Annotated in this window: 14 protein-coding genes and 3 tRNA genes; 11 read left to right on the forward strand and 6 right to left on the reverse strand. The window is 62.5% G+C overall.

What is annotated here, in order from left to right; genetic code table 11:
* Positions 1-190: 190 nt before the first annotated feature.
* Complete coding sequence (gene acnB / locus GJV37_RS08685; protein ID WP_038803692.1) at positions 191-2800, reverse strand: bifunctional aconitate hydratase 2/2-methylisocitrate dehydratase; 2610 nt, start codon at positions 2798-2800, stop codon at positions 191-193.
* Positions 2801-3182: 382 nt separating this feature from the next.
* On the opposite strand from acnB, the gene GJV37_RS08690 reads away from it, so the two are divergent.
* A complete protein-coding gene (locus tag GJV37_RS08690; protein ID WP_065084156.1) occupies positions 3183-3659 on the forward strand; it encodes a DUF1289 domain-containing protein in 477 nt (158 codons plus the stop codon).
* 69 nt (positions 3660-3728) lie between these two features.
* Here GJV37_RS08690 and GJV37_RS08695 read toward each other — a convergent pair whose 3' ends face one another.
* The gene (locus GJV37_RS08695) at positions 3729-4592 is read right to left on the reverse strand and encodes a universal stress protein (protein ID WP_054907736.1); all 864 of its coding nucleotides are present in this window, start codon (positions 4590-4592) and stop codon (positions 3729-3731) included.
* Between the two features lie 180 nt (positions 4593-4772).
* On the opposite strand from GJV37_RS08695, the gene GJV37_RS08700 reads away from it, so the two are divergent.
* Positions 4773-5384, forward strand: a complete 612-nt coding sequence (locus tag GJV37_RS08700; protein ID WP_065084157.1) for a MiaE family protein — start codon at positions 4773-4775, stop codon at positions 5382-5384.
* Between the two features lie 157 nt (positions 5385-5541).
* Here GJV37_RS08700 and GJV37_RS08705 read toward each other — a convergent pair whose 3' ends face one another.
* The 3 genes from GJV37_RS08705 to GJV37_RS08715 all read right to left on the reverse strand — a co-directional run bounded on the left by GJV37_RS08705 (position 5542) and on the right by GJV37_RS08715 (position 8228).
* On the reverse strand, positions 5542-6870 hold the full coding sequence (locus tag GJV37_RS08705) for an SPFH domain-containing protein (RefSeq protein WP_024765726.1): 1329 nt from the start codon (positions 6868-6870) through the stop codon (positions 5542-5544).
* 124 nt (positions 6871-6994) lie between these two features.
* Positions 6995-7717 carry a UDP-2,3-diacylglucosamine diphosphatase gene (lpxH, locus tag GJV37_RS08710; RefSeq protein WP_193452331.1) on the reverse strand — a complete coding sequence of 241 codons (723 nt, stop codon included), beginning with the start codon at positions 7715-7717 and terminating at the stop codon, positions 6995-6997.
* Between the two features lie 4 nt (positions 7718-7721).
* On the reverse strand, positions 7722-8228 hold the full coding sequence (locus tag GJV37_RS08715) for a peptidylprolyl isomerase (protein ID WP_024765728.1): 507 nt from the start codon (positions 8226-8228) through the stop codon (positions 7722-7724).
* 121 nt (positions 8229-8349) lie between these two features.
* Here GJV37_RS08715 and GJV37_RS08720 point away from each other — a divergent pair, with 121 nt between their 5' ends.
* Together GJV37_RS08720 and cysS are read left to right on the forward strand one after the other, a co-directional pair.
* Positions 8350-10032, forward strand: coding sequence for a glutamine--tRNA ligase/YqeY domain fusion protein (locus GJV37_RS08720; RefSeq protein WP_169887953.1), 1683 nt, complete (start codon positions 8350-8352; stop codon positions 10030-10032).
* Positions 10033-10035: 3 nt separating this feature from the next.
* Complete coding sequence (gene cysS / locus GJV37_RS08725) at positions 10036-11424, forward strand: cysteine--tRNA ligase (protein ID WP_024765729.1); 1389 nt, start codon at positions 10036-10038, stop codon at positions 11422-11424.
* Positions 11425-11488: 64 nt separating this feature from the next.
* Here the strand turns inward: cysS and folD are convergent, their stop codons facing one another.
* Positions 11489-12343, reverse strand: coding sequence for a bifunctional methylenetetrahydrofolate dehydrogenase/methenyltetrahydrofolate cyclohydrolase FolD (folD, locus tag GJV37_RS08730; protein WP_193452332.1), 855 nt, complete (start codon positions 12341-12343; stop codon positions 11489-11491).
* 262 nt (positions 12344-12605) lie between these two features.
* On the opposite strand from folD, the gene GJV37_RS08735 reads away from it, so the two are divergent.
* The 7 genes from GJV37_RS08735 (at position 12606) to lon (ending at position 19029) form a co-directional block, all read left to right on the forward strand.
* Positions 12606-12682: transfer RNA gene (locus tag GJV37_RS08735), tRNA-Arg, on the forward strand.
* A 31-nt stretch (positions 12683-12713) separates the two neighbouring features.
* A tRNA-His gene (locus GJV37_RS08740) sits at positions 12714-12789 on the forward strand.
* 52 nt (positions 12790-12841) lie between these two features.
* Positions 12842-12926: transfer RNA gene (locus GJV37_RS08745), tRNA-Leu, on the forward strand.
* A gap of 142 nt (positions 12927-13068) precedes the next feature.
* On the forward strand, positions 13069-14379 hold the full coding sequence (tig, locus tag GJV37_RS08750) for a trigger factor (RefSeq protein ID WP_037010414.1): 1311 nt from the start codon (positions 13069-13071) through the stop codon (positions 14377-14379).
* Positions 14380-14472: 93 nt separating this feature from the next.
* On the forward strand, positions 14473-15111 hold the full coding sequence (gene clpP, locus GJV37_RS08755) for an ATP-dependent Clp endopeptidase proteolytic subunit ClpP (RefSeq protein WP_024763281.1): 639 nt from the start codon (positions 14473-14475) through the stop codon (positions 15109-15111).
* A 107-nt stretch (positions 15112-15218) separates the two neighbouring features.
* Positions 15219-16499: an ATP-dependent Clp protease ATP-binding subunit ClpX gene (gene clpX / locus GJV37_RS08760; protein WP_017519553.1), complete on the forward strand. Its 1281-nt coding sequence runs from the start codon at positions 15219-15221 to the stop codon at positions 16497-16499.
* A 133-nt stretch (positions 16500-16632) separates the two neighbouring features.
* A complete protein-coding gene (lon, locus tag GJV37_RS08765) occupies positions 16633-19029 on the forward strand; it encodes an endopeptidase La (protein ID WP_024763282.1) in 2397 nt (798 codons plus the stop codon).
* The last annotated feature ends 55 nt before the right edge of the window (positions 19030-19084 follow it).

Genomic DNA, 19084 nt, shown 5'->3' on the forward strand with positions numbered 1-19084 from the left:
GGTTCCACAAGGGCACCTGGGCACGGAAATCGGCAGGAGCCTGTTGTCCACCTTAGACCTCGAGGCCCGGGGCGCAAGCGGTCAATAAGTATTAGGCCCATCGTTAGGGGCGGGCGGCAGGCGTCCATTTCGGGATCTGCAAAAGAAAAGCCCCGCACTCAGGCGGGGCTTTTCGTCACGCTGGGATCACTCAGACCTGAAGGGCCGGGATCTTCGCGTTGGCTGCCGCTTCACGGAACTCGGCGATCTGGTCGAAGCTCAGGTAGCGGTAGATATCGGCAGACATGCTGTCGATGTCCTTCGCGTAGGCCATGTACTCCTCGACAGTCGGCAGCTTGCCGATGATCGAGGAAACGGCGGCCAGCTCGGCGGATGCCAGGAACACGTCGGTGGCGTCGCCCAGGCGGTTCGGGAAGTTACGGGTCGAGGTGGAGACCACGGTCGAACCGGTCTGTACGCGAGCCTGGTTACCCATGCACAGCGAGCAGCCCGGCATTTCCATGCGCGCGCCGGCCTTGCCGTAGATGCCGTAGTAGCCTTCCTCGGTCAGCTGGTGGGCGTCCATCTTGGTCGGCGGAGCCAGCCACAGACGGGTCGGAATGCCACCCTTGACCTTGTCCAGCAGTTTGCCGGCAGCGCGGAAGTGACCGATGTTGGTCATGCAGGAGCCGATGAAGACTTCATCGATCTTGCGGCCTTGCACGCTGGACAGCAGACGGGCGTCGTCCGGGTCGTTCGGAGCGCAGAGTACCGGCTCCTTGACGTCGGCCAGGTCGATCTCGATGACCGCGGCGTATTCGGCGTCCTTGTCGGCTTCCAGCAGTTGCGGGTTGGCCAGCCAGGCTTCCATCGCTTGCGCGCGGCGCTCCAGGGTGCGGGCGTCGCCGTAGCCTTCGCCGATCATCCAGCGCAGCAGGGTGATGTTGGACTTCAGGTACTCGGCGATGGCCTCTTCCGGCAGCTTGATGGTGCAACCGGCAGCCGAACGCTCGGCGGAGGCGTCGGACAGCTCGAAGGCTTGCTCGACGGTCAGGTCGTTCAGACCTTCGATCTCGAGGATGCGGCCGGAGAAGATGTTCTTCTTGCCCTTCTTCTCGACGGTCAGCAGGCCGGCCTGGATCGCGTAGTAGGGGATCGCATGGACCAGGTCACGCAGGGTGATGCCTGGTTGCAGCTTGCCCTTGAAGCGCACCAGAACCGATTCGGGCATGTCCAGCGGCATGACGCCGGTGGCAGCGGCGAAGGCCACCAGGCCGGAGCCGGCCGGGAAGCTGATGCCGATCGGGAAGCGGGTGTGCGAGTCGCCGCCGGTGCCGACGGTGTCAGGCAGCAGCATGCGGTTCAGCCAGCTGTGGATGATGCCGTCGCCCGGACGCAGGGAGACACCGCCGCGGGTCATGATGAAGTCCGGCAGGGTGTGGTGGGTCTTGACGTCGATCGGCTTCGGATAGGCAGCGGTGTGGCAGAAGGACTGCATCACCAGGTCGGCGGAGAAGCCCAGGCAAGCCAGGTCTTTCAGCTCGTCGCGGGTCATCGGGCCGGTGGTGTCCTGGGAACCGACGGTGGTCATCTTCGGTTCGCAGTAGGTGCCCGGACGTACGCCCTGGCCTTCGGCCAGACCGCAGGCGCGGCCAACCATCTTCTGGGCGAGGGTGAAGCCCTTGCCGCTGTCGGCCGGGGCTTCCGGCTTCTTGAACAGGTCGGACGGAGCCAGGCCCAGCTCGGCACGGGCCTTCTCGGTCAGGCCACGGCCAACGATCAGCGGGATACGGCCGCCGGCGCGGACTTCGTCGAGCAGAACCGGGGTCTTCAGCTCGAAGGTGGTGACCACTTCGCCGCTGTCATGACGCACGACCTTGCCTTCGTACGGGTACACGTCGATGACGTCGCCCATGGCCAGGTTGGTGCAGTCGAACTCGATCGGCAGGGCGCCGGCGTCTTCCATGGTGTTGTAGAAGATCGGGGCGATCTTGGTGCCGAAGCAGAAGCCGCCAGCGCGCTTGTTCGGCACATAGGGGATGTCGTCGCCGAAGAACCACAGCACCGAGTTGGTGGCGGATTTACGGGACGAACCGGTGCCGACCACGTCACCGACGTAGGCGACCGGGAAGCCTTTGGCCTTCACGGCTTCGATCTGCTTCAGCGGGCCGACGGAGCCCGGCTGGACCGGCTCGATGCCGTCGCGGGCCATCTTCAGCATGGCCAGGGCGTGCAGCGGGATATCGGGGCGCGACCAGGCGTCCGGAGCGGGAGACAGGTCGTCGGTGTTGGTTTCGCCGGGGACCTTGAACACGGTCAGGGTCAGCTTCTCGGCGACGGCCGGACGGGCCTTGAACCACTCGCCATCGGCCCAGGACTGCAGCACGGCCTTGGCGGCAGCGTTGCCTTTCTTGGCACGCTCGGCGACGTCGTGGAAGGCGTCGAACATCAGCAGGGTGTGCTTCAGTTGCGCGGCGGCGACTTCGGCCAGCTCGGCGTTGTCCAGCAGCTCGACCATGGTGGCGATGTTGTAGCCGCCCTGCATGGTACCCAGCAGCTCGAGGGCGCGGGTCTTGGAGATCAGCGGGGAAGTGGCTTCACCCTTGGCAACGGCGGACAGGAAGCCGGCCTTGACGTAGGCAGCTTCGTCCACGCCCGGCGGTACGCGGTTGGTGATCAGGTCGAGGAGAAATTCTTCTTCGCCGGCCGGCGGGTTCTTCAGGAGTTCGACCAGACCAGCGGTCTGTTCGGCGTTCAGCGGCTGGGGCACGACGCCCTGGGCGGCACGCTCTTCTACGTGTTTGCGATAGGCTTCAAGCACAGTATTTCCCTCATCAGTGGTCCCGGAGGACGCGTATCCAGGAGACCTCTCCGATCCATTCGTCAGGCATGGTGGACGGTAATCCACTGACCTACGACGGCACCGGCGATCTCCGGGCAGAAGCTGTTTTCAAAGTTTTACGCCGGGGTGGCCAGGGACTGATGGGGCTGGGCGCTTGAGGGAGGCGCCCAGACCGCGCGGCTGCCGGAATCTGTGCTTCGTGACGCTTTGAAAACAGCTTCTTTCGGACAATGACGCCAAAAAGGCGCAGCCATTCTAATGGAATTAATGGGCCTTGGTAAGCCGATTTGCGGCAGCTCGAAGGGTGATCTTGCCTAGACAAAGGGCTAACATGCCCGCTTTGCCGGCCACCCGTTTCCCCATGTCATCTCAGCGCATCAAAACCCCCTGTGTCGGGCTCTGCTCGACGGTCTATGGCGACCTGGTCTGCCGTGGCTGCAAGCGTTTCCACCATGAAGTGGTGAACTGGAACCGCTACAGCGACGAGGAAAAGCGGGCGGTCTGGAGCCGTCTGGAGATTCTGCTGGCGCAGGTAATGATGGCCAAGCTGGAAGTCTTCGACGCGCCGCTCCTGCGCAGCCAGTTGGAGCAGCGGCAGATACGCTTCGTGCCCGAGCAGTCGCCGTATTGCTGGGCCTACCAACTGATCGCCCGCGGTTCAAGGATGATCAACCAGGTGGAGGCCTACGGCCTGGTGCTGCTGCCGGAGTTCCGCGGCTGGACACTGCCGGACCTGCGCGACGCCATCGACAAGGAGTTCTTCATTCTCTCCGAGGCGCATTACGAGCGCTACATCGCGCCGAGCTTTCTCGCCGATGGGCTGGAGTCGCGCGTCTGACCGTCGCCTGCCAATAAAAAAGCGCCCCTCGGGGCGCTTTTTCCTTCCTGTAGAGGTGACGGTCGGGTGTCAGGGCTTGGCGGCGATTTCTTCCAGGTGGGCGATGATGTCGTCCGGCTTGAGCACCAGGATGTCGCTTTCCAGGGAGTCGAGCACCACTTCGGCGGTGTTGCCGATCAGTGCGCCGGACAACCCGGTGCGCGCCACGCTGCCGATCACCGTCACCGCCGCATCGAGGTTGTGGGACGCGCGGGGAATCAGCACGTCCGCCGGGCCCTCCTCGATGTGCAGGTGCTGGTCGTCTACGCCGTATTCGGCCTGGAACGCCTTGCACGCCTCGCGGTACTTGGCCTCGATGGTCTCGCTGAGCTGGAAGGTCGGGTCGGCGGCCGAGAGCATGGGTGACGGGTGGGCGCTGATCACGTGCAACTGGCCGTGAGCGAGCCCGGCGATGTCGTAGGCGTGGCTGACTATCCCGGCATGCAACGTGCGGTGCTCGATATCGTTGTTGCCTACGTCCACGGCGGCGAGGATGTTGCGGCCGGCCCAGGGCAGGCTGGTCTTCACCAGGAGTACGGGGGCAGGGCAGAAGCGCAGCAGCTTCCAGTCGTCCGGGGTGAGCAGGGCCTTTTTCAGCGGGTTGTCCGGGCTGTGCTGCTTGATCACCAGCCCGCACCCTTCGGCCTGCTGCTCGGCGATGACGGTCTGGTGCAGATTGTCCTTCCAGGCCTGGCGGCTGGAAGCGCTGAAACCTTCCTGGCGCAGCACCTCGGCCACTTCTTCGAGTTTGGCGCTGTAGTCGGCGCGCCGCTCGCAGGCCAGCAGGTGCAGGTGCGACTGGGTCACGCTGGCGATCAGGCGGGCCCGTTTCAGCGCGAGACCTTCCGGCTGGTCCGGGTCCACGACTACGAGGATGCTACGGATGGCTTGCATGATCGTCTCCCTTCGTGCGCGTTGTTTATGTAGAACCACTGTAGTCGGGATATCCCGTTCATGACGTTGAGGCATATCAACGCCGGAAGCTGGTTCCGCGCGGCGGCCCCCGTATAATGCTCCGCCTTTATTGCACCGGCCAGCCAGGCGCCGGTGCGCTGAGTCGTCTGGAGCAAGAAGATGCTGTCCGAAATCAGGGAATTCCTCGGTTGTGCCACGCCGGATGCGTGGGTGGAAGCCGCGCTGCGGGATCAGGCGGTCATGCTGATCGACCACAAGAACAACGAATTCAAGGCCGCCAGCACGGCCCTGGCCCTGATCGCCAAGTACAGCGCCCACGAGGAGCTGGTGAACTTCATGTCGCGCCTGGCCCGCGAGGAGCTGCGCCACCACGAGCAGGTGCTGGCGATCCTGAAGAAGCGCGGCATCCCGCTGCGGCCGATTTCCGCCGGCCGCTACGCCTCAGGCCTGCGCGCGGTAGTGCGCAACCACGAGCCGCAGAAGCTGGTGGACACCCTGATCGTTGGCGCTTTCATCGAATGCCGTAGCTGCGAGCGTTTCGCTGCGCTGGTGGATCACCTGGATGCCGACCTGGCGAAGTTCTACGGCTCGCTGCTGAAATCCGAGGCGCGGCATTTCCAGGGCTATCTGAGCCTGGCGCGCCGTTATGGCGATGACGCCGATATCGACCGCCGCGTGGCGGAGATTCGCGAGGTAGAGGCTGGCCTGATCCAGTCGCCGGACAGCGAATTCCGTTTTCACAGCGGCGTGCCGGCGGAGCTGGCGGCCTGACTCGCGCCCCGCAACAAAAAAAGCGCCCAGACGGGCGCTTTTTTCTTGGCTCTTCATAGGAGCGAGGAGTGCGCGTAGTTCTTGTTTGCGAACCAGTCCGGCAGCAGGGCTGCCGGGATATCCGTTCGCGAGCAAGCTCGCTACTACAAGTTCAGGCTCAGTCTTTTACCTTCAGGTCCAGCGCCAGGTCGCGCGCCGCTTTGGTGGCGAGCACACCCATCAGTTGGCCGATCTCGTCCTGGCGGCTGCTGGCGCTGTTCTGTCCGCCCGCCATCATGACGCTAGGTACCGGCGCCTGGGCGGCGGCTTCAGCCCAGACCTTGTTGATGGCGATCAGCGCATCCAGCTTGGGTTGCAGTGCGCCGTCCGCCTTGATCACAGCTTCGCGGGCATAGGCATCGGCGTCAGCGGTGATCTTGGTGGCCTGCGCCGTCACGGCAGCCTTGTCGCGCAGCAATTCAGCAGTCTGCTTCTCGATCTCAGCGCGCTGCTTCTCGCGCTCGGCGTTGATGACTGCCAGCTGTTTCTCGGTTTCCGCCTGGGTAGTGCGCTCGATCTGGTCGCGCAGGGTCTCCTGGCGCTTGGCTTCCACTTCCTTCTCGCCGCGGGCGGTGACCAGCAGTTTCTCTTCCTCTTCCTTCAGGCGGTTCTGGCGGGCCACGGCCAACTCTGCCAGCGCCTGCTGCACCTTGACCATGCGCTGCTTGTACTGCGGGTTCGGGTCGACGTTAGTGATGCGTGCCTCAACCACTTCCACGCCGAACTTGCGGAACTGCTGCTGCTTGCGCACCGGGATGCCCTTGGCGTCGGTGACTTTCTCGGTGACGAACTGGCTGGCGTTGTTGTCGCCGAAGCTGCCTTGTTCGGTACCGGCCTGCAGGATCGCGGTCTGGTGTGGCACGGCGCCACGCGGGCCGCGCACTTCCTTGCGCTTGATCAGGTACAGGCCGTCGTTGAGCTGGTTCTCGAACTCCGCGGCGAACTCGCTGCGGGCGCCGGCGTAGTAGTCATCGGCGGTCATCAGTGAGGCGGTGGCCTGCAGGGTTTCCTTGATTGCCGGGACCAGCGCGGTGCGGATGAAGTTGTCCGGATTGCGGTATTCCTGGGCCATTTTCAGGAACTGATCGCCGCCAGGCAGGCGGAAGCGTGCCGAGGACTCGACCTTGGCGTCGACGTTGCCGAGGAAGACGATGGGGAAGGCTTCGATGGTGGCGCCCAGGGCATCGTTGTCCGGGTTGTTGTCGTTCTCGTCCATGACCAGCACGGACTGCACGCTGATGGCTTTTTTCCAGGTGGTGGCACGGCCGAACCACTTGGTGGCGTAACCGACGTCGTCGACGATCTTCTCGTCGCCGAAGATGGTCCGCACGTGGGTCATGTAGCCGGCTTCGTTATAGAAGAAGATGCCGTTGAACAGGATGAAGGCGGCGGCGACCAGGGCCAACGGCAGGGCGCCGAACTTGATGAGGTTTCCCTTGCTGAACATGTCTCTTCCTTGAGTGAGCAAACCGCGAATGCTGCGTAAGGTTGCAGTTACCGGTCAAGTGGAAACGTCTGAGAGTGCCGGCGGGTTGGCATCAAAAGGCCACTTCGGCAGTGGCCTTGCCGTGTCAAAGGGGGAAGGGGGCCTGTTGCATGCCGCGGTCATCGGCCTCCAGCGCCCACCCCTGGCGATCCCAGTCGCCGAGGACGATGCGCCGTGCGGGGCGGCCGTCGATCTCCAGTTCGTGGACGGCGGGGCGGTGGGTGTGCCCGTGGATGAGGATGCGCACGCCTTTGTCGCGCATGATCTTCTCCACTTCCGCCGGCGTGACGTCGACGATCTCGCTGGCCTTCATGCGCGTCTGCGCGCGACTTTCCTTGCGCAACTTGCGCGCCAGCTTGTGGCGGGTGGTCAGCGGCAGGTTGCGCAGGATGAACAGCGTCAGCGGGTTGCGCAGCCAGCGACGCAGCTTCATGTAGGCCACGTCGAGGGTGCACAGGCTGTCGCCGTGCATCAGCAGGATCTTCTCGCCGCCCAGGTCGATCAGGCTCGGGTCGCGCAGCAGGGTGCACCCGGCTTCGCGGCAGAAGGCCTTGCCGATCAGGAAGTCGCGGTTGCCGTGCATCAGGTAGATGCGCGTACCGCTGTCGGACAGTCCGCGCAGGGCACGGGCGATGGCGTGCTGGAACTCGTCCATGCCATCGTCGCCGATCCAGGCTTCGAAGAAGTCGCCGAGGATGTATAGCGCTTCGGCTGCGCGGGCGCGGGTGGAGAGGAAATGCAAGAACGCCCGGGTGATATCCGGGCGTTCCGCTTCGAGATGCAGGTCCGAGATGAACAGGACGCTCATCGACTCACTCGCCGATGATTTCGGCTTTCTCGATGATCACGTCGTCGGCCGGTACGTCCTGGTGGCCGGAGCGCATGGTGGTGGCGACGGTCTTGATCTTGTTGACCACGTCCATGCCGTCCTTCACTTCACCGAACACGCAGTAGCCCCAGCCCTGCACGGTCGGCGCGCTGTGGTTGAGGAAGTCGTTGTCGGCGACGTTGATGAAGAACTGCGCGCTGGCCGAATGGGGCTCCATGGTACGGGCCATGGCGACGGTGCCGATCTTGTTGCCGACGCCGTTGTTGGCTTCGTTCTTGATCGACTTGCGGGTGCTCTTCTGTTTCATGCCCGGCTCGAAACCGCCGCCCTGGATCATGAAGTTGTTGATCACGCGGTGGAACACGGTGTTGTCGTAGTGGCCGGCCTTAACGTACTCCTTGAAGTTGGCCACGGTTTCCGGCGCCTTGTCGTCGAACAGTTCAAGGGTGATATCGCCGAAGTTGGTCTGCAGTTTGACGGTGGTAGTCATCAGGGAATTCCGCTCTTTGGAAAAATCGAAGGCCTGTCAGGGGGTTGACAGCTTCGGCTATGATAAGCGCTTTGGTTTGGCCGGCCTACCCTGGCTGAACGACGGAATGATCAAGGACACCATGAGCAAGCCTACCGCCGATACGAAAGAAGCCACTGTTGCCGCCAACTTCCTGCGCCCCATCGTCCAGGCCGACCTGGACAGTGGCAAGCACCAGAAGATCGTCACCCGCTTCCCGCCGGAGCCCAATGGCTACCTGCATATCGGTCATGCCAAGTCCATCTGTCTGAACTTCGGCCTGGCCAAGGAGTTCGGCGGTGACTGCCACCTGCGCTTCGACGACACCAACCCGGCGAAGGAAGACCAGGAATACATCGACGCCATCGAGGCCGATGTGAAGTGGCTTGGCTTCGAGTGGGCCGGGCAGGTGCGCTACGCGTCCAACTATTTCGACCAGTTGCACGATTGGGCGGTAGACCTGATCAAGGCCGGCAAGGCCTTCGTCTGCGATCTCAACGCCGAGGAAATGCGCGCCTATCGCGGTTCGCTCACCGAGCCGGGCAAGAACAGCCCGTTCCGTGATCGCTCCGTGGAAGAGAACCTGGACCTGTTCGCCCGCATGAAGGCCGGCGAGTTCCCGGACGGCGCCCGTTCGCTGCGCGCGAAGATCGACATGGCCTCGCCGAACATCAACCTGCGCGATCCGATCCTCTATCGCATCCGTCACGCGCATCACCACCAGACGGGCGACAAGTGGTGCATCTATCCCAGCTACGACTTCACCCATGGTCAGTCGGACGCCATCGAGGGCATCACCCACTCCATCTGCACCCTGGAGTTCGAGGATCACCGCCCGCTGTACGAGTGGTTCCTGGCCAACCTGCCGGTCCCGGCCCAGCCGCGCCAGTACGAATTCGCGCGCCTGAACCTGAACTACACCATCACCAGCAAGCGCAAGCTCAAGCAGCTTGTTGACGAGGGGCATGTGAACGGCTGGGACGACCCGCGTATGTCGACCCTGTCCGGTTATCGCCGTCGCGGCTATACCCCGGCGTCGATCCGTACTTTCTGCGACATGATCGGCGTGAACCGCGCTGGCGGCGTGGTGGACATCGGCATGCTGGAATTCGCCATCCGCGACGACCTGGACGCCAACGCCGGCCGCGCCATGTGCGTGCTCAAGCCGCTGAAGGTGGTCATCACCAACTACCCGCAAGGCCAGGTCGAGAACCTCGAACTGCCGCGCCATCCGAAGCAGGACATGGGCGTGCGCGTGCTGCCGTTCAGCCGCGAGATCTACATCGACGCCAGCGACTTCGAGGAAGTCCCGCCGGCCGGCTACAAGCGCCTGATCCCGGGTGGCGAAGTGCGCCTGCGCGGCAGCTATGTGATTCGCGCCGACGAAGCCATCAAGGATGCCGCCGGCAACATCGTCGAACTGCGTTGCAGCTATGACGAGAACACCCTGGGCAAGAACCCCGAGGGCCGCAAGGTCAAGGGCGTGATCCACTGGGTGCCGGCCGCCGAGAGCGTCGAGTGCGAAGTGCGCCTGTACGACCGCCTGTTCCGCTCCGCCAACCCGGAGAAATCCGAAGAGGGCGGCAGCTTCCTCGACAACATCAACCCCGAATCCCTGGTGGTGCTCAAGGGTTGCCGCGCCGAGCCGTCGCTGGCCAGCGCCACCGCCGAGGACCGCTTCCAGTTCGAGCGCGAAGGCTACTTCTGCGCCGACGCCAAGGATTCCAAGGCTGGCGCCCTGGTCTTCAACCGCACCGTGACCCTGCGCGACTCCTGGGGGCAGTAAGGGATGGCTGACTTGCAGATCTACAGCACGCTGTCCAAGACCAAGGACAGCTTCAAGCCGCTGGTCGGCAACCAGGTACGCATGTACGTGTGCGGCATGACCGTGTACGACTTCTGCCACATCGGCCACGCCCGCGTGATGGTGGCCTTCGACGTCATCGCCCGCTGGTTGCGCCATCGCGGCTATGACCTGACCTATGTGCGCAACATCACCGACATCGACGACAAGATCATCCGTCGCGCCCAGGAGAATGGTGAATCGTTCGAAGAACTGACCGCCCGCATGATCGCCGCGATGCACGAGGACGAGGCGCGCCTGTCGGTCCTGCGTCCGGACATCGAGCCGCGCGCCACCGGTCACATCGCCGGCATGCACGAGATGATCCAGACCCTGATCGACAAGGGCTACGCCTACGCGCCCGGCAATGGCGACGTCTACTACCGGGTCGGCAAGTTCGCCGGCTACGGCAAGCTGTCGCGCAAGAAGATCGAAGACCTGCGCATCGGTGCGCGCATCGAGGTCGACGAATCCAAGGAAGATCCGCTGGACTTCGTGCTCTGGAAAGGCGCCAAGCCGGGCGAGCCGAGCTGGGAGTCGCCCTGGGGTGCCGGTCGTCCGGGCTGGCACATCGAGTGCTCGGTGATGTCCACCTGCTGCCTGGGCGAGACCTTCGACATCCACGGCGGCGGCCCGGACCTGGTGTTCCCGCACCACGAGAACGAAATCGCCCAGAGCGAGGCAGCCACCGGCAAGCTCTATGCCGCTAGCTGGATGCATGCCGGCGCGGTGCGCGTGGACGGCGAGAAGATGTCCAAGTCCCTGGGCAACTTCTTCACCATCCGCGAAGTGCTGGAGAAATATCACCCGGAAGTCGTGCGTTTCCTGTTGGTGTCCAGCCACTACCGCAGCCCGATCAACTATTCCGAAGACAACCTGAAGGAAGCCAAAGGCGCGCTGGAGCGTTTCTACACTGCGCTGCGTGGCTTGCCGCAGGTGGCTGCCGCAGGTGGCGAAGAATTCGTCGAGCGTTTCGGCGCGGCGATGGATGACGACTTCGGTACGCCGGAAGCGGTGGCCGTGCTGTTCGAGATGGTCCGCGAGGTCAATCGTCTGCGCGACAGCGATCCGGCAGCGGCCGCTGCGCTGGCGGCGCGCGTTCGTGAACTGGGCGCTCTGCTGGGCGTGCTGCAGATGGATGCCGACGAGTTCCTCCAGGCTGGCGCGGCCGGCAAGGTCGATGCGGTACAGGTCGAGGCGCTGATCCAGGCGCGTCTGGATGCCCGCGCGGCGAAGAACTGGGCCGAATCCGATCGCATCCGCGACGAGCTGACCGCTCTGGGCGTGGTGCTGGAAGACGGCAAGGGCGGCACTACCTGGCGTCTTGCCGAGTAGTTGCTTCCCTGGAAATGAAAAAGGCCGCTGATCAGCGGCCTTTTTCTTGTTCGTCGAAAACCTGTCAGGTGTGCAGGTGTTCGGCGGCGTACAGGGTGTTTTCCAGCAGGCAGGCGCGGGTCATCGGGCCGACGCCGCCCGGAACCGGGGTGATCCAGCTGGCGCGCTCGGCAGCCACATCGTATTCCACGTCGCCCACCAGCTTGCCGTCTTCCTGGCGGTTGATGCCCACGTCGATGACGATGGCGCCTTCCTTGATCCATTCGCCCTTCACCAGGCCGGGTTTGCCGGCGGCAACCACGACCAGATCGGCACGGCCAACGTGGTCGGCCAGGTCGCGGGTGAAGCGGTGGGTGACGGTGACGGTGCAGCCGGCCAGCAGCAGTTCCAGCGCCATGGGGCGGCCGACGATGTTGGAAGCGCCCACGACGACGGCGTCCAGGCCGTACAGGTCGACACCGGTGCTCTGCAGCAGCGTCATGATGCCCTTCGGCGTGCAGGGGCGCAGCAGTGGGATGCGCTGGGCCAGTCGGCCAACGTTGAAGGGATGGAAGCCGTCCACGTCCTTGTCCGGGCTGATGCGCTCCAGCAGTTGGGAGGCATCGAGATGGGCGGGGAGGGGAAGCTGGACCAGAATGCCGTCGATGGCCGGGTCGGCGTTCAGGCGGTCGATCAGCGCGAGCAGCTCTTCCTGGGTGGTGCTGGCGGGGAGGTCGTACGCCTGGGAGAGGAAGCCGACCTCTTCACAGTCCTTGCGCTTGTGCGCGACATAGACCTGAGAGGCGGGGTCGCTGCCGACCAGGATCACTGCCAGGCCGGGGATGCGCAGTCCTTGCTGGCGGCGTTCGTTGACGCGTTGGGCAATCTGCTGGCGGAGGCTGGCGGCGATCGCTTTGCCGTCGATCAGTTTTGCAGTCATGTCGGGGGGATAACCATTAAGGCGGGTGAAAAGAAGGCGCGCATTTTCGCACGCTGCCTCCATAAGGCAAAGGCGGATGCCCCTGATTTGCCGTAACTCCTTTATCTCTTTGAATTTTTTTTAAAAAAGTTGTTGACGGGGTAGGGGCTCATCGATAACATGCGCCCCGCTTGCCGAGCACAGCCTGAAACACGAAAGAGGCGGTGCCAACCGATTCAGTGGTTTCACTGAGTCTGCTTAGCAAGGGTTGCCGCCACTTCAAGCGCCCGTAGCTCAGCTGGATAGAGCATCCGCCTTCTAAGCGGATGGTCGCAGGTTCGAGTCCTGCCGGGTGCGCCATGTGGCGTTCGGTACAAGCAAGTGTAATATGGTGGGCGTAGCTCAGTTGGTAGAGCACAGGATTGTGGCTCCTGGTGTCGTGGGTTCGATTCCCATCGTCCACCCCATATTCCGAAGCGCCAGGCCAAGAGCCTGGCGTTTTCGTTTCTGCGGTACCCTGCGGACGTGGTGAAATTGGTAGACACGCTGGATTTAGGTTCCAGTGGCGCAAGCTGTGAGAGTTCGAGTCTCTCCGTCCGCACCATCTTCTTTCCATAAGCTCTCGCATCCGTGAATTTCCGCAGCTTCCACTCAGGGTGACTTCTGCATTTCTTGCTACTAGAATGCTTGCCCTTGATTCTGGGAGCCGGAAGGACCGGCTTACGTCTGTGCCACGAGGAATATCCATGCAAGTTTCCGTTGAAAGCACCTCCGCTCTTGAGCGCCGCATGACCGTTGGCGTGCCGGCCGAGCGTATCGAGACCGAAGTCAACAAGCGTCTGCAGCAGACCGCTCGTCGCGCCAAGGTTCCTGGCTTCCGTCCCGGCAAGGTGCCGATGAGCGTGATCCGTCAGCGCTACGAAGCCGCCGCTCGTCAGGAAGCCCTCGGTGACCTGATCCAGGAAACCTTCTACGAAGCCGTGGTCGAGCAGAAACTGAACCCGGCTGGCGCTCCGTCCGTCGAGCCGAAAGTGTTCGAGAAGGAGAAGGGCCTCGAGTACATCGCTACCTTCGAAGTCTTCCCCGAATTCCAGGTTGCCGGTTTCGACGGCATCAAGGTTGAGCGTCTGCAGGCCGATGTGGCTGACGCCGATCTCGACAACATGCTGGAAATCCTGCGCAAGCAAAACACCCGCTTCGAAGCCGTTGATCGCGCCGCTCAGAACGACGACCAGGTGAACATCGATTTCGTCGGCAAGATTGACGGTGAAGCCTTCGCTGGCGGTTCCGCCAAGGGCACCCTGCTGGTGCTGGGCTCCGGCCGCATGATCCCGGGCTTCGAAGAAGGCCTGGTCGGCGCCAAGGCCGGTGAAGAGCGCGTGCTGAACGTGACCTTCCCCGAGGACTACCAGAACCTGGACCTGGCCGGCAAGGCCGCCGAGTTCACCGCTACCGTCAACAGCGTTGCCGAGCCGAAACTGCCGGAACTGAACGAAGAGTTCTTCGCTCTGTTCGGCGTGAAGGAAAGCACTCTGGAAGGCTTCCGCACCGAAGTTCGCAAGAACATGGAGCGTGAGCTGCGTCAGGCCATCAAGTCCAAGGTGAAGAACCAGGTGATGGAAGGTCTGGTCGAGACCAACCCGATCGAAGTTCCGAAGGCCCTGATCGGCAACGAAGTCAACCGTCTGCGCGTGCAGGCTGTCCAGCAGTTCGGTGGCAACATCAAGCCTGACCAACTGCCGGCTGAGCTGTTCGAAGAGCAAGCCAAGCGCCGCGTCGTGCTGGGCCTGATCGTCGCCGAGCTGGTCAAGCAGCACGAGCTGAAGGCCGATGAAGCCCGCGTTCGCGAAATGATCGAAGAAATGGCTTCGGCTTACCAGGAGCCGGAACAAGTTGTTGCCTGGTACTACAAGAACGACCAGCAACTGAACGAAGTCCGTTCGGTTGTACTGGAAGAACAAGTTGTAGATACTGTCCTGCAGAAGGCCAATGTGACCGACAAGCAGGTATCCTACGAAGACGCGGTCAAGCCTGCAGAAGCTCCGCAAGCGGCCTGATCCAGCGCTTCGTTCGATTGTCACAAGCCAGCCTTCGGGCTGGCTTGTGCGTCTATAGAGACATGACTTTTTATTAGGGAGTGATCGTCGGACATGCATAATCCTTATATGCCGCAAGTTCCGAACATTCAGGCCGCTGGTGGTCTGGTGCCGATGGTGGTGGAGCAGTCCGCCCGCGGTGAGCGTTCCTACGACATCTATTCGCGCCTGCTGAAGGAGCGGATCATCTTCCTGGTCGGCCAGGTCGAGGACTACATGGCCAACCTCGTGGTGGCCCAGTTGCTGTTCCTCGAGGCCGAGAACCCGGACAAGGACATCCACCTCTACATCAACTCTCCGGGCGGCTCCGTGACTGCTGGCATGTCGATCTACGACACCATGCAGTTCATCAAGCCCGACGTGTCCACCATCTGTGTGGGCCAGGCGTGCAGCATGGGCGCCCTGTTGCTGGCTGGAGGCGCCGCTGGCAAGCGCTACTGCCTGCCGCATTCGCGGATGATGATCCACCAGCCGCTGGGCGGCTTCCAGGGCCAGGCCTCGGACATCGAGATCCATGCCAAGGAAATCCTCTTCATCAAGGAGCGCCTGAACCAGGTGCTGGCGCATCACACCGGCCAGCCGCTGGATGTCATCGCCCGCGACACCGACCGTGACCGCTTCATGAGTGGTGACGATGCTGTCAAGTACGGTCTGATCGATCAGGTCTTCACTCAGCGTCCTTCTGCCGCCTGAGTCTCTCCGCTGTACTGCGGCCGGTAATCCGGCCGCTCGCGGGCTTGAAAATGCCTGCGAATGCCTTCATCTTGTCCTTCACGTATATCCCCGATTGGAACGATCGAATGACTGACACCCGCAACGGCGAGGACAACGGCAAGCTGCTGTATTGCTCCTTCTGCGGCAAGAGCCAGCACGAAGTGCGCAAGTTGATTGCCGGCCCCTCGGTCTTTATCTGCGACGAGTGCGTCGACCTGTGCAATGACATCATCCGCGAGGAGGTGCAGGAAGCACAGGCAGAGAGCAGTGCGCACAAGCTTCCGGCGCCGAAAGAGATCCGCACCATCCTCGATCAGTACGTGATCGGCCAGGAACGTGCCAAGAAAACCCTGGCAGTAGCGGTGTACAACCACTACAAGCGCCTGAATCAGCGCGAGCGCAAGGACGACGTCGAACTGGGCAAGAGCAACATCCTGCTCATCGGTCCGACGGGCTCGGGCAAGACCCTGCTCGCCGAGACCCTGGCGCGTCTGCTCAATGTTCCCTTCACCATCGCCGATGCCACCACCCTCACCGAGGCGGGCTATGTGGGCGAAGATGTCGAGAACATCATCCAGAAGCTGCTGCAGAAGTGCGATTACGATGTCGAGAAGGCCCAGATGGGTATCGTCTACATCGACGAAATCGACAAGATCTCGCGCAAATCCGACAACCCGTCGATCACCCGCGACGTGTCCGGCGAAGGCGTTCAGCAGGCCCTGCTGAAGCTGATCGAAGGCACCGTGGCTTCCGTACCGCCCCAGGGCGGCCGCAAGCACCCGCAGCAGGAGTTCCTGCAGGTCGACACCCGCAACATCCTGTTCATCTGCGGTGGCGCGTTCGCTGGCCTGGAAAAGGTCATCCAGAACCGCTCCACCAAGGGCGGCATCGGCTTCAATGCCGAGGTTCGCAGTCAGGAAGCGGGCAAGAAGGTCGGCGAAGCGCTGCGCGAAGTCGAGCCGGAAGATCTGGTGAAATTCGGTCTGATCCCCGAATTCGTCGGCCGTCTGCCGATCATCGCGACCCTCGACGAACTGGACGAACCTGCGCTGATGCAGATTCTGACCGAGCCGAAGAACGCGCTGACCAAGCAGTACGCCAAGCTCTTCGAAATGGAAGGCGTGGACCTCGAGTTCCGTCCGGACGCGCTCAAGGCTGTCGCCCGTCGCGCGCTGGAGCGCAAGACCGGTGCCCGTGGCCTGCGTTCGATCCTCGAAGGCATCCTGCTCGACACCATGTACGAGATCCCCTCGCAGAACGACGTCAGCAAGGTGGTGATCGACGAAAGCGTCATCGAAGGCTCCTCCCAGCCGCTGCTGATCTACGAGAACAGCGAGCAGCCGGCCAAGGCTGCACCTGACGCCTGAAATCAGAAGGGGCCCTAGGGCCCCTTTTTTCTTCCCATCTACCGCGCTTGTTTTTTCCTAGTCCTAACCCCATCTTAGGCCGAAGGGTCCAATCCCATCGTTTTGGCCAAGTGCCGCTGTAGAGCCGAATATCATGAAAACACTCGTCGAGTTGCCCCTGCTGCCCCTGCGTGACGTAGTGGTGTATCCGCACATGGTCATCCCGCTGTTCGTCGGGCGTGAGAAATCCATCGAGGCCCTCGAGGCCGCCATGACCGGCGACAAACAGATCCTGTTGCTGGCACAGAAGAACCCGGCTGACGATGATCCGGGTGCAGACGGCCTGTACCGCATGGGCACCGTGGCCACCGTTCTGCAGCTGCTGAAGCTGCCCGATGGCACCGTCAAGGTGCTGGTCGAAGGCGAGCAGCGCGGCCAGGTAGAGCGCTTCATCGATGAGGACGCCTACTGCCGCGCCGAAGTTTCCATCATTGACGAGGTTTCCGTCGGCGAGCGTGAGTCCGAAGTCTTCACCCGCAGCCTGCTCAGTCAGTTCGAACAGTACGTGCAGCTGGGCAAGAAAGTGCCCGCCGAGGTCCTGTCCTCGCTCAACAGCATCGACGAGCCCGGCCGCCTGGTGGACACCATGGCCGCACATATGGCCCTGAAGATCGAGCAGAAGCAGGAAATCCTCGAGATCACCGAGCTGTCCGCCCGCGTCGAACACGTGCTGGCCATGCTGGACGCCGAGATCGACCTGCTGCAGGTCGAGAAGCGCATCCGTGGCCGCGTGAAGAAGCAGATGGAGCGGAGCCAGCGCGAGTACTACCTCAACGAGCAGATGAAGGCCATCCAGAAAGAACTGGGTGACATCGACGAGGGCCACAACGAAGTCGAGGAGCTGAAGAAGCGCATCGATGCCGCTGGTCTGACCAAGGAAGCCCTGGCCAAGGCCACTGCCGAGCTGAACAAGCTCAAGCAGATGTCGCCGATGTCCGCCGAAGCGACCGTGGTGCGTTCCTACATCGACTGGCTGGTGAATGTGCCTTGGAAGGCCGAGAGCAAGGTGCGCCACGACCTGGACAAGGCCGAGGATATCCTCGATGCGGACCACTACGGCCTCGAAGAGGTCAAGGAGCGCATCCTCGAGTACCTCGCCGTGCAGAAGCGAGTGAAGAAGCTGAAAGGCCCGGTACTCTGCCTGGTCGGCCCACCCGGCGTCGGCAAGACTTCGCTGGCCGAGTCCATCGCCCGTGCGACCAATCGCAAGTTCGTGCGCATGGCCCTGGGGGGCGTGCGTGACGAGGCCGAGATTCGCGGTCACCGCCGTACCTACATCGGTTCCATGCCCGGTCGTCTGATTCAGAAAATGACCAAGGTCGGCGTGCGCAACCCGCTGTTCCTGCTGGACGAGATCGACAAGATGGGCAGCGACATGCGTGGCGACCCCGCGTCTGCGCTGCTGGAAGTGCTCGATCCGGAGCAGAACCACAATTTCAACGACCACTACCTCGAAGTCGACTACGACCTTTCCGACGTGATGTTCCTCTGCACGGCGAACTCCATGAATATTCCGGCGCCGCTGCTGGACCGCATGGAGGTCATCCGCCTGCCGGGTTACACCGAGGACGAGAAGATCAACATCGCCTCGAAATATCTTGTACCGAAACAGACTGCGGCCAATGGTCTCAAGAAGGGCGAGCTGGTCTTCGAGGAGGCGGCTACCCGTGACATCATCCGCTATTACACCCGCGAAGCCGGTGTGCGGAGCCTGGAGCGCCAGATTGCCAAGGTCTGCCGCAAGGCGGTCAAGGATGGCGGCAAGGCCAAGCGTATCGACGCCGTGGTGACGCCGGACTCGCTCGAGAACTACCTGGGTGTGCGCAAGTTCCGCTACGGCCTGGCCGAGCAGCAGGACCAGATCGGCCAGGTGACGGGCCTTGCGTGGACGCAGGTGGGCGGCGAATTGCTGACCATCGAATCGGCCATGGTTCCGGGTAAGGGCGCATTGACCAAGACCGGCTCGCTGGGCGACGTCATGGCGGAGTCCATCACCGCCGCGCTAACCGTGGTTCGCAGCCGTTCGAAGAGCCTGGGCATCGCTCCGGACTTCCACGAGAAGCACGACATCCACATCCACGTGCCCGAAGGCGCGACGCCCAAGGACGGCCCTAGCGCGGGCATCGGCATGTGCACTGCATTGGTGTCGGCGATCACCCAGATTCCCGTTCGCGCCGACGTTGCCATGACCGGCGAAATCACCCTGCGGGGTCAGGTGCTGGCCATTGGTGGCCTGAAGGAAAAACTTCTGGCTGCGCACCGGGGTGGAATCAAGACTGTGATCATTCCCGAGGAAAACGTGCGAGACCTTAGGGAAATTCCGGATAATATTAAGGCCGATCTCGTTATTAAACCGGTTAAATGGATTGACGAGGTCCTGCAAATTGCGCTGCAATACGCCCCGGAGCCCTTGCCCGATGCGGCTCCCGAGATGGTTGCAAAGGATGAGAAGCGCGAGTCTGATTCCAAGGAGCGAATCAGCACGCATTAGTTGGGGGGCTTTCTTGACACTGTTTTTGAGCCCTTGTTATAAAGCGGCACTTGCT

The sequence above is a fragment of the Pseudomonas nitroreducens genome (genome assembly GCF_010994165.1).
GTDB lineage: Bacteria > Pseudomonadota > Gammaproteobacteria > Pseudomonadales > Pseudomonadaceae > Pseudomonas > Pseudomonas nitroreducens.

What these genes read in the sequence shown, in the direction of transcription:
- GJV37_RS08690 (WP_065084156.1), top strand. Translation starts at nt 3,183, where the DNA reads ATGTCATCTCAGCGCATCAAAACCCCCTGTGTCGGGCTCTGCTCGACG.
- GJV37_RS08695 (WP_054907736.1), bottom strand. Translation starts at nt 4,592, where the DNA reads ATGCAAGCCATCCGTAGCATCCTCGTAGTCGTGGACCCGGACCAGCCG.
- GJV37_RS08700 (WP_065084157.1), top strand. Translation starts at nt 4,773, where the DNA reads ATGCTGTCCGAAATCAGGGAATTCCTCGGTTGTGCCACGCCGGATGCG.
- GJV37_RS08705 (WP_024765726.1), bottom strand. Translation starts at nt 6,870, where the DNA reads ATGTTCAGCAAGGGAAACCTCATCAAGTTCGGCGCCCTGCCGTTGGCC.
- lpxH (WP_193452331.1), bottom strand. Translation starts at nt 7,717, where the DNA reads ATGAGCGTCCTGTTCATCTCGGACCTGCATCTCGAAGCGGAACGCCCG.
- GJV37_RS08715 (WP_024765728.1), bottom strand. Translation starts at nt 8,228, where the DNA reads ATGACTACCACCGTCAAACTGCAGACCAACTTCGGCGATATCACCCTT.
- GJV37_RS08720 (WP_169887953.1), top strand. Translation starts at nt 8,350, where the DNA reads ATGAGCAAGCCTACCGCCGATACGAAAGAAGCCACTGTTGCCGCCAAC.
- cysS (WP_024765729.1), top strand. Translation starts at nt 10,036, where the DNA reads ATGGCTGACTTGCAGATCTACAGCACGCTGTCCAAGACCAAGGACAGC.
- folD (WP_193452332.1), bottom strand. Translation starts at nt 12,343, where the DNA reads ATGACTGCAAAACTGATCGACGGCAAAGCGATCGCCGCCAGCCTCCGC.
- tig (WP_037010414.1), top strand. Translation starts at nt 13,069, where the DNA reads ATGCAAGTTTCCGTTGAAAGCACCTCCGCTCTTGAGCGCCGCATGACC.
- clpP (WP_024763281.1), top strand. Translation starts at nt 14,473, where the DNA reads ATGCATAATCCTTATATGCCGCAAGTTCCGAACATTCAGGCCGCTGGT.
- clpX (WP_017519553.1), top strand. Translation starts at nt 15,219, where the DNA reads ATGACTGACACCCGCAACGGCGAGGACAACGGCAAGCTGCTGTATTGC.
- lon (WP_024763282.1), top strand. Translation starts at nt 16,633, where the DNA reads ATGAAAACACTCGTCGAGTTGCCCCTGCTGCCCCTGCGTGACGTAGTG.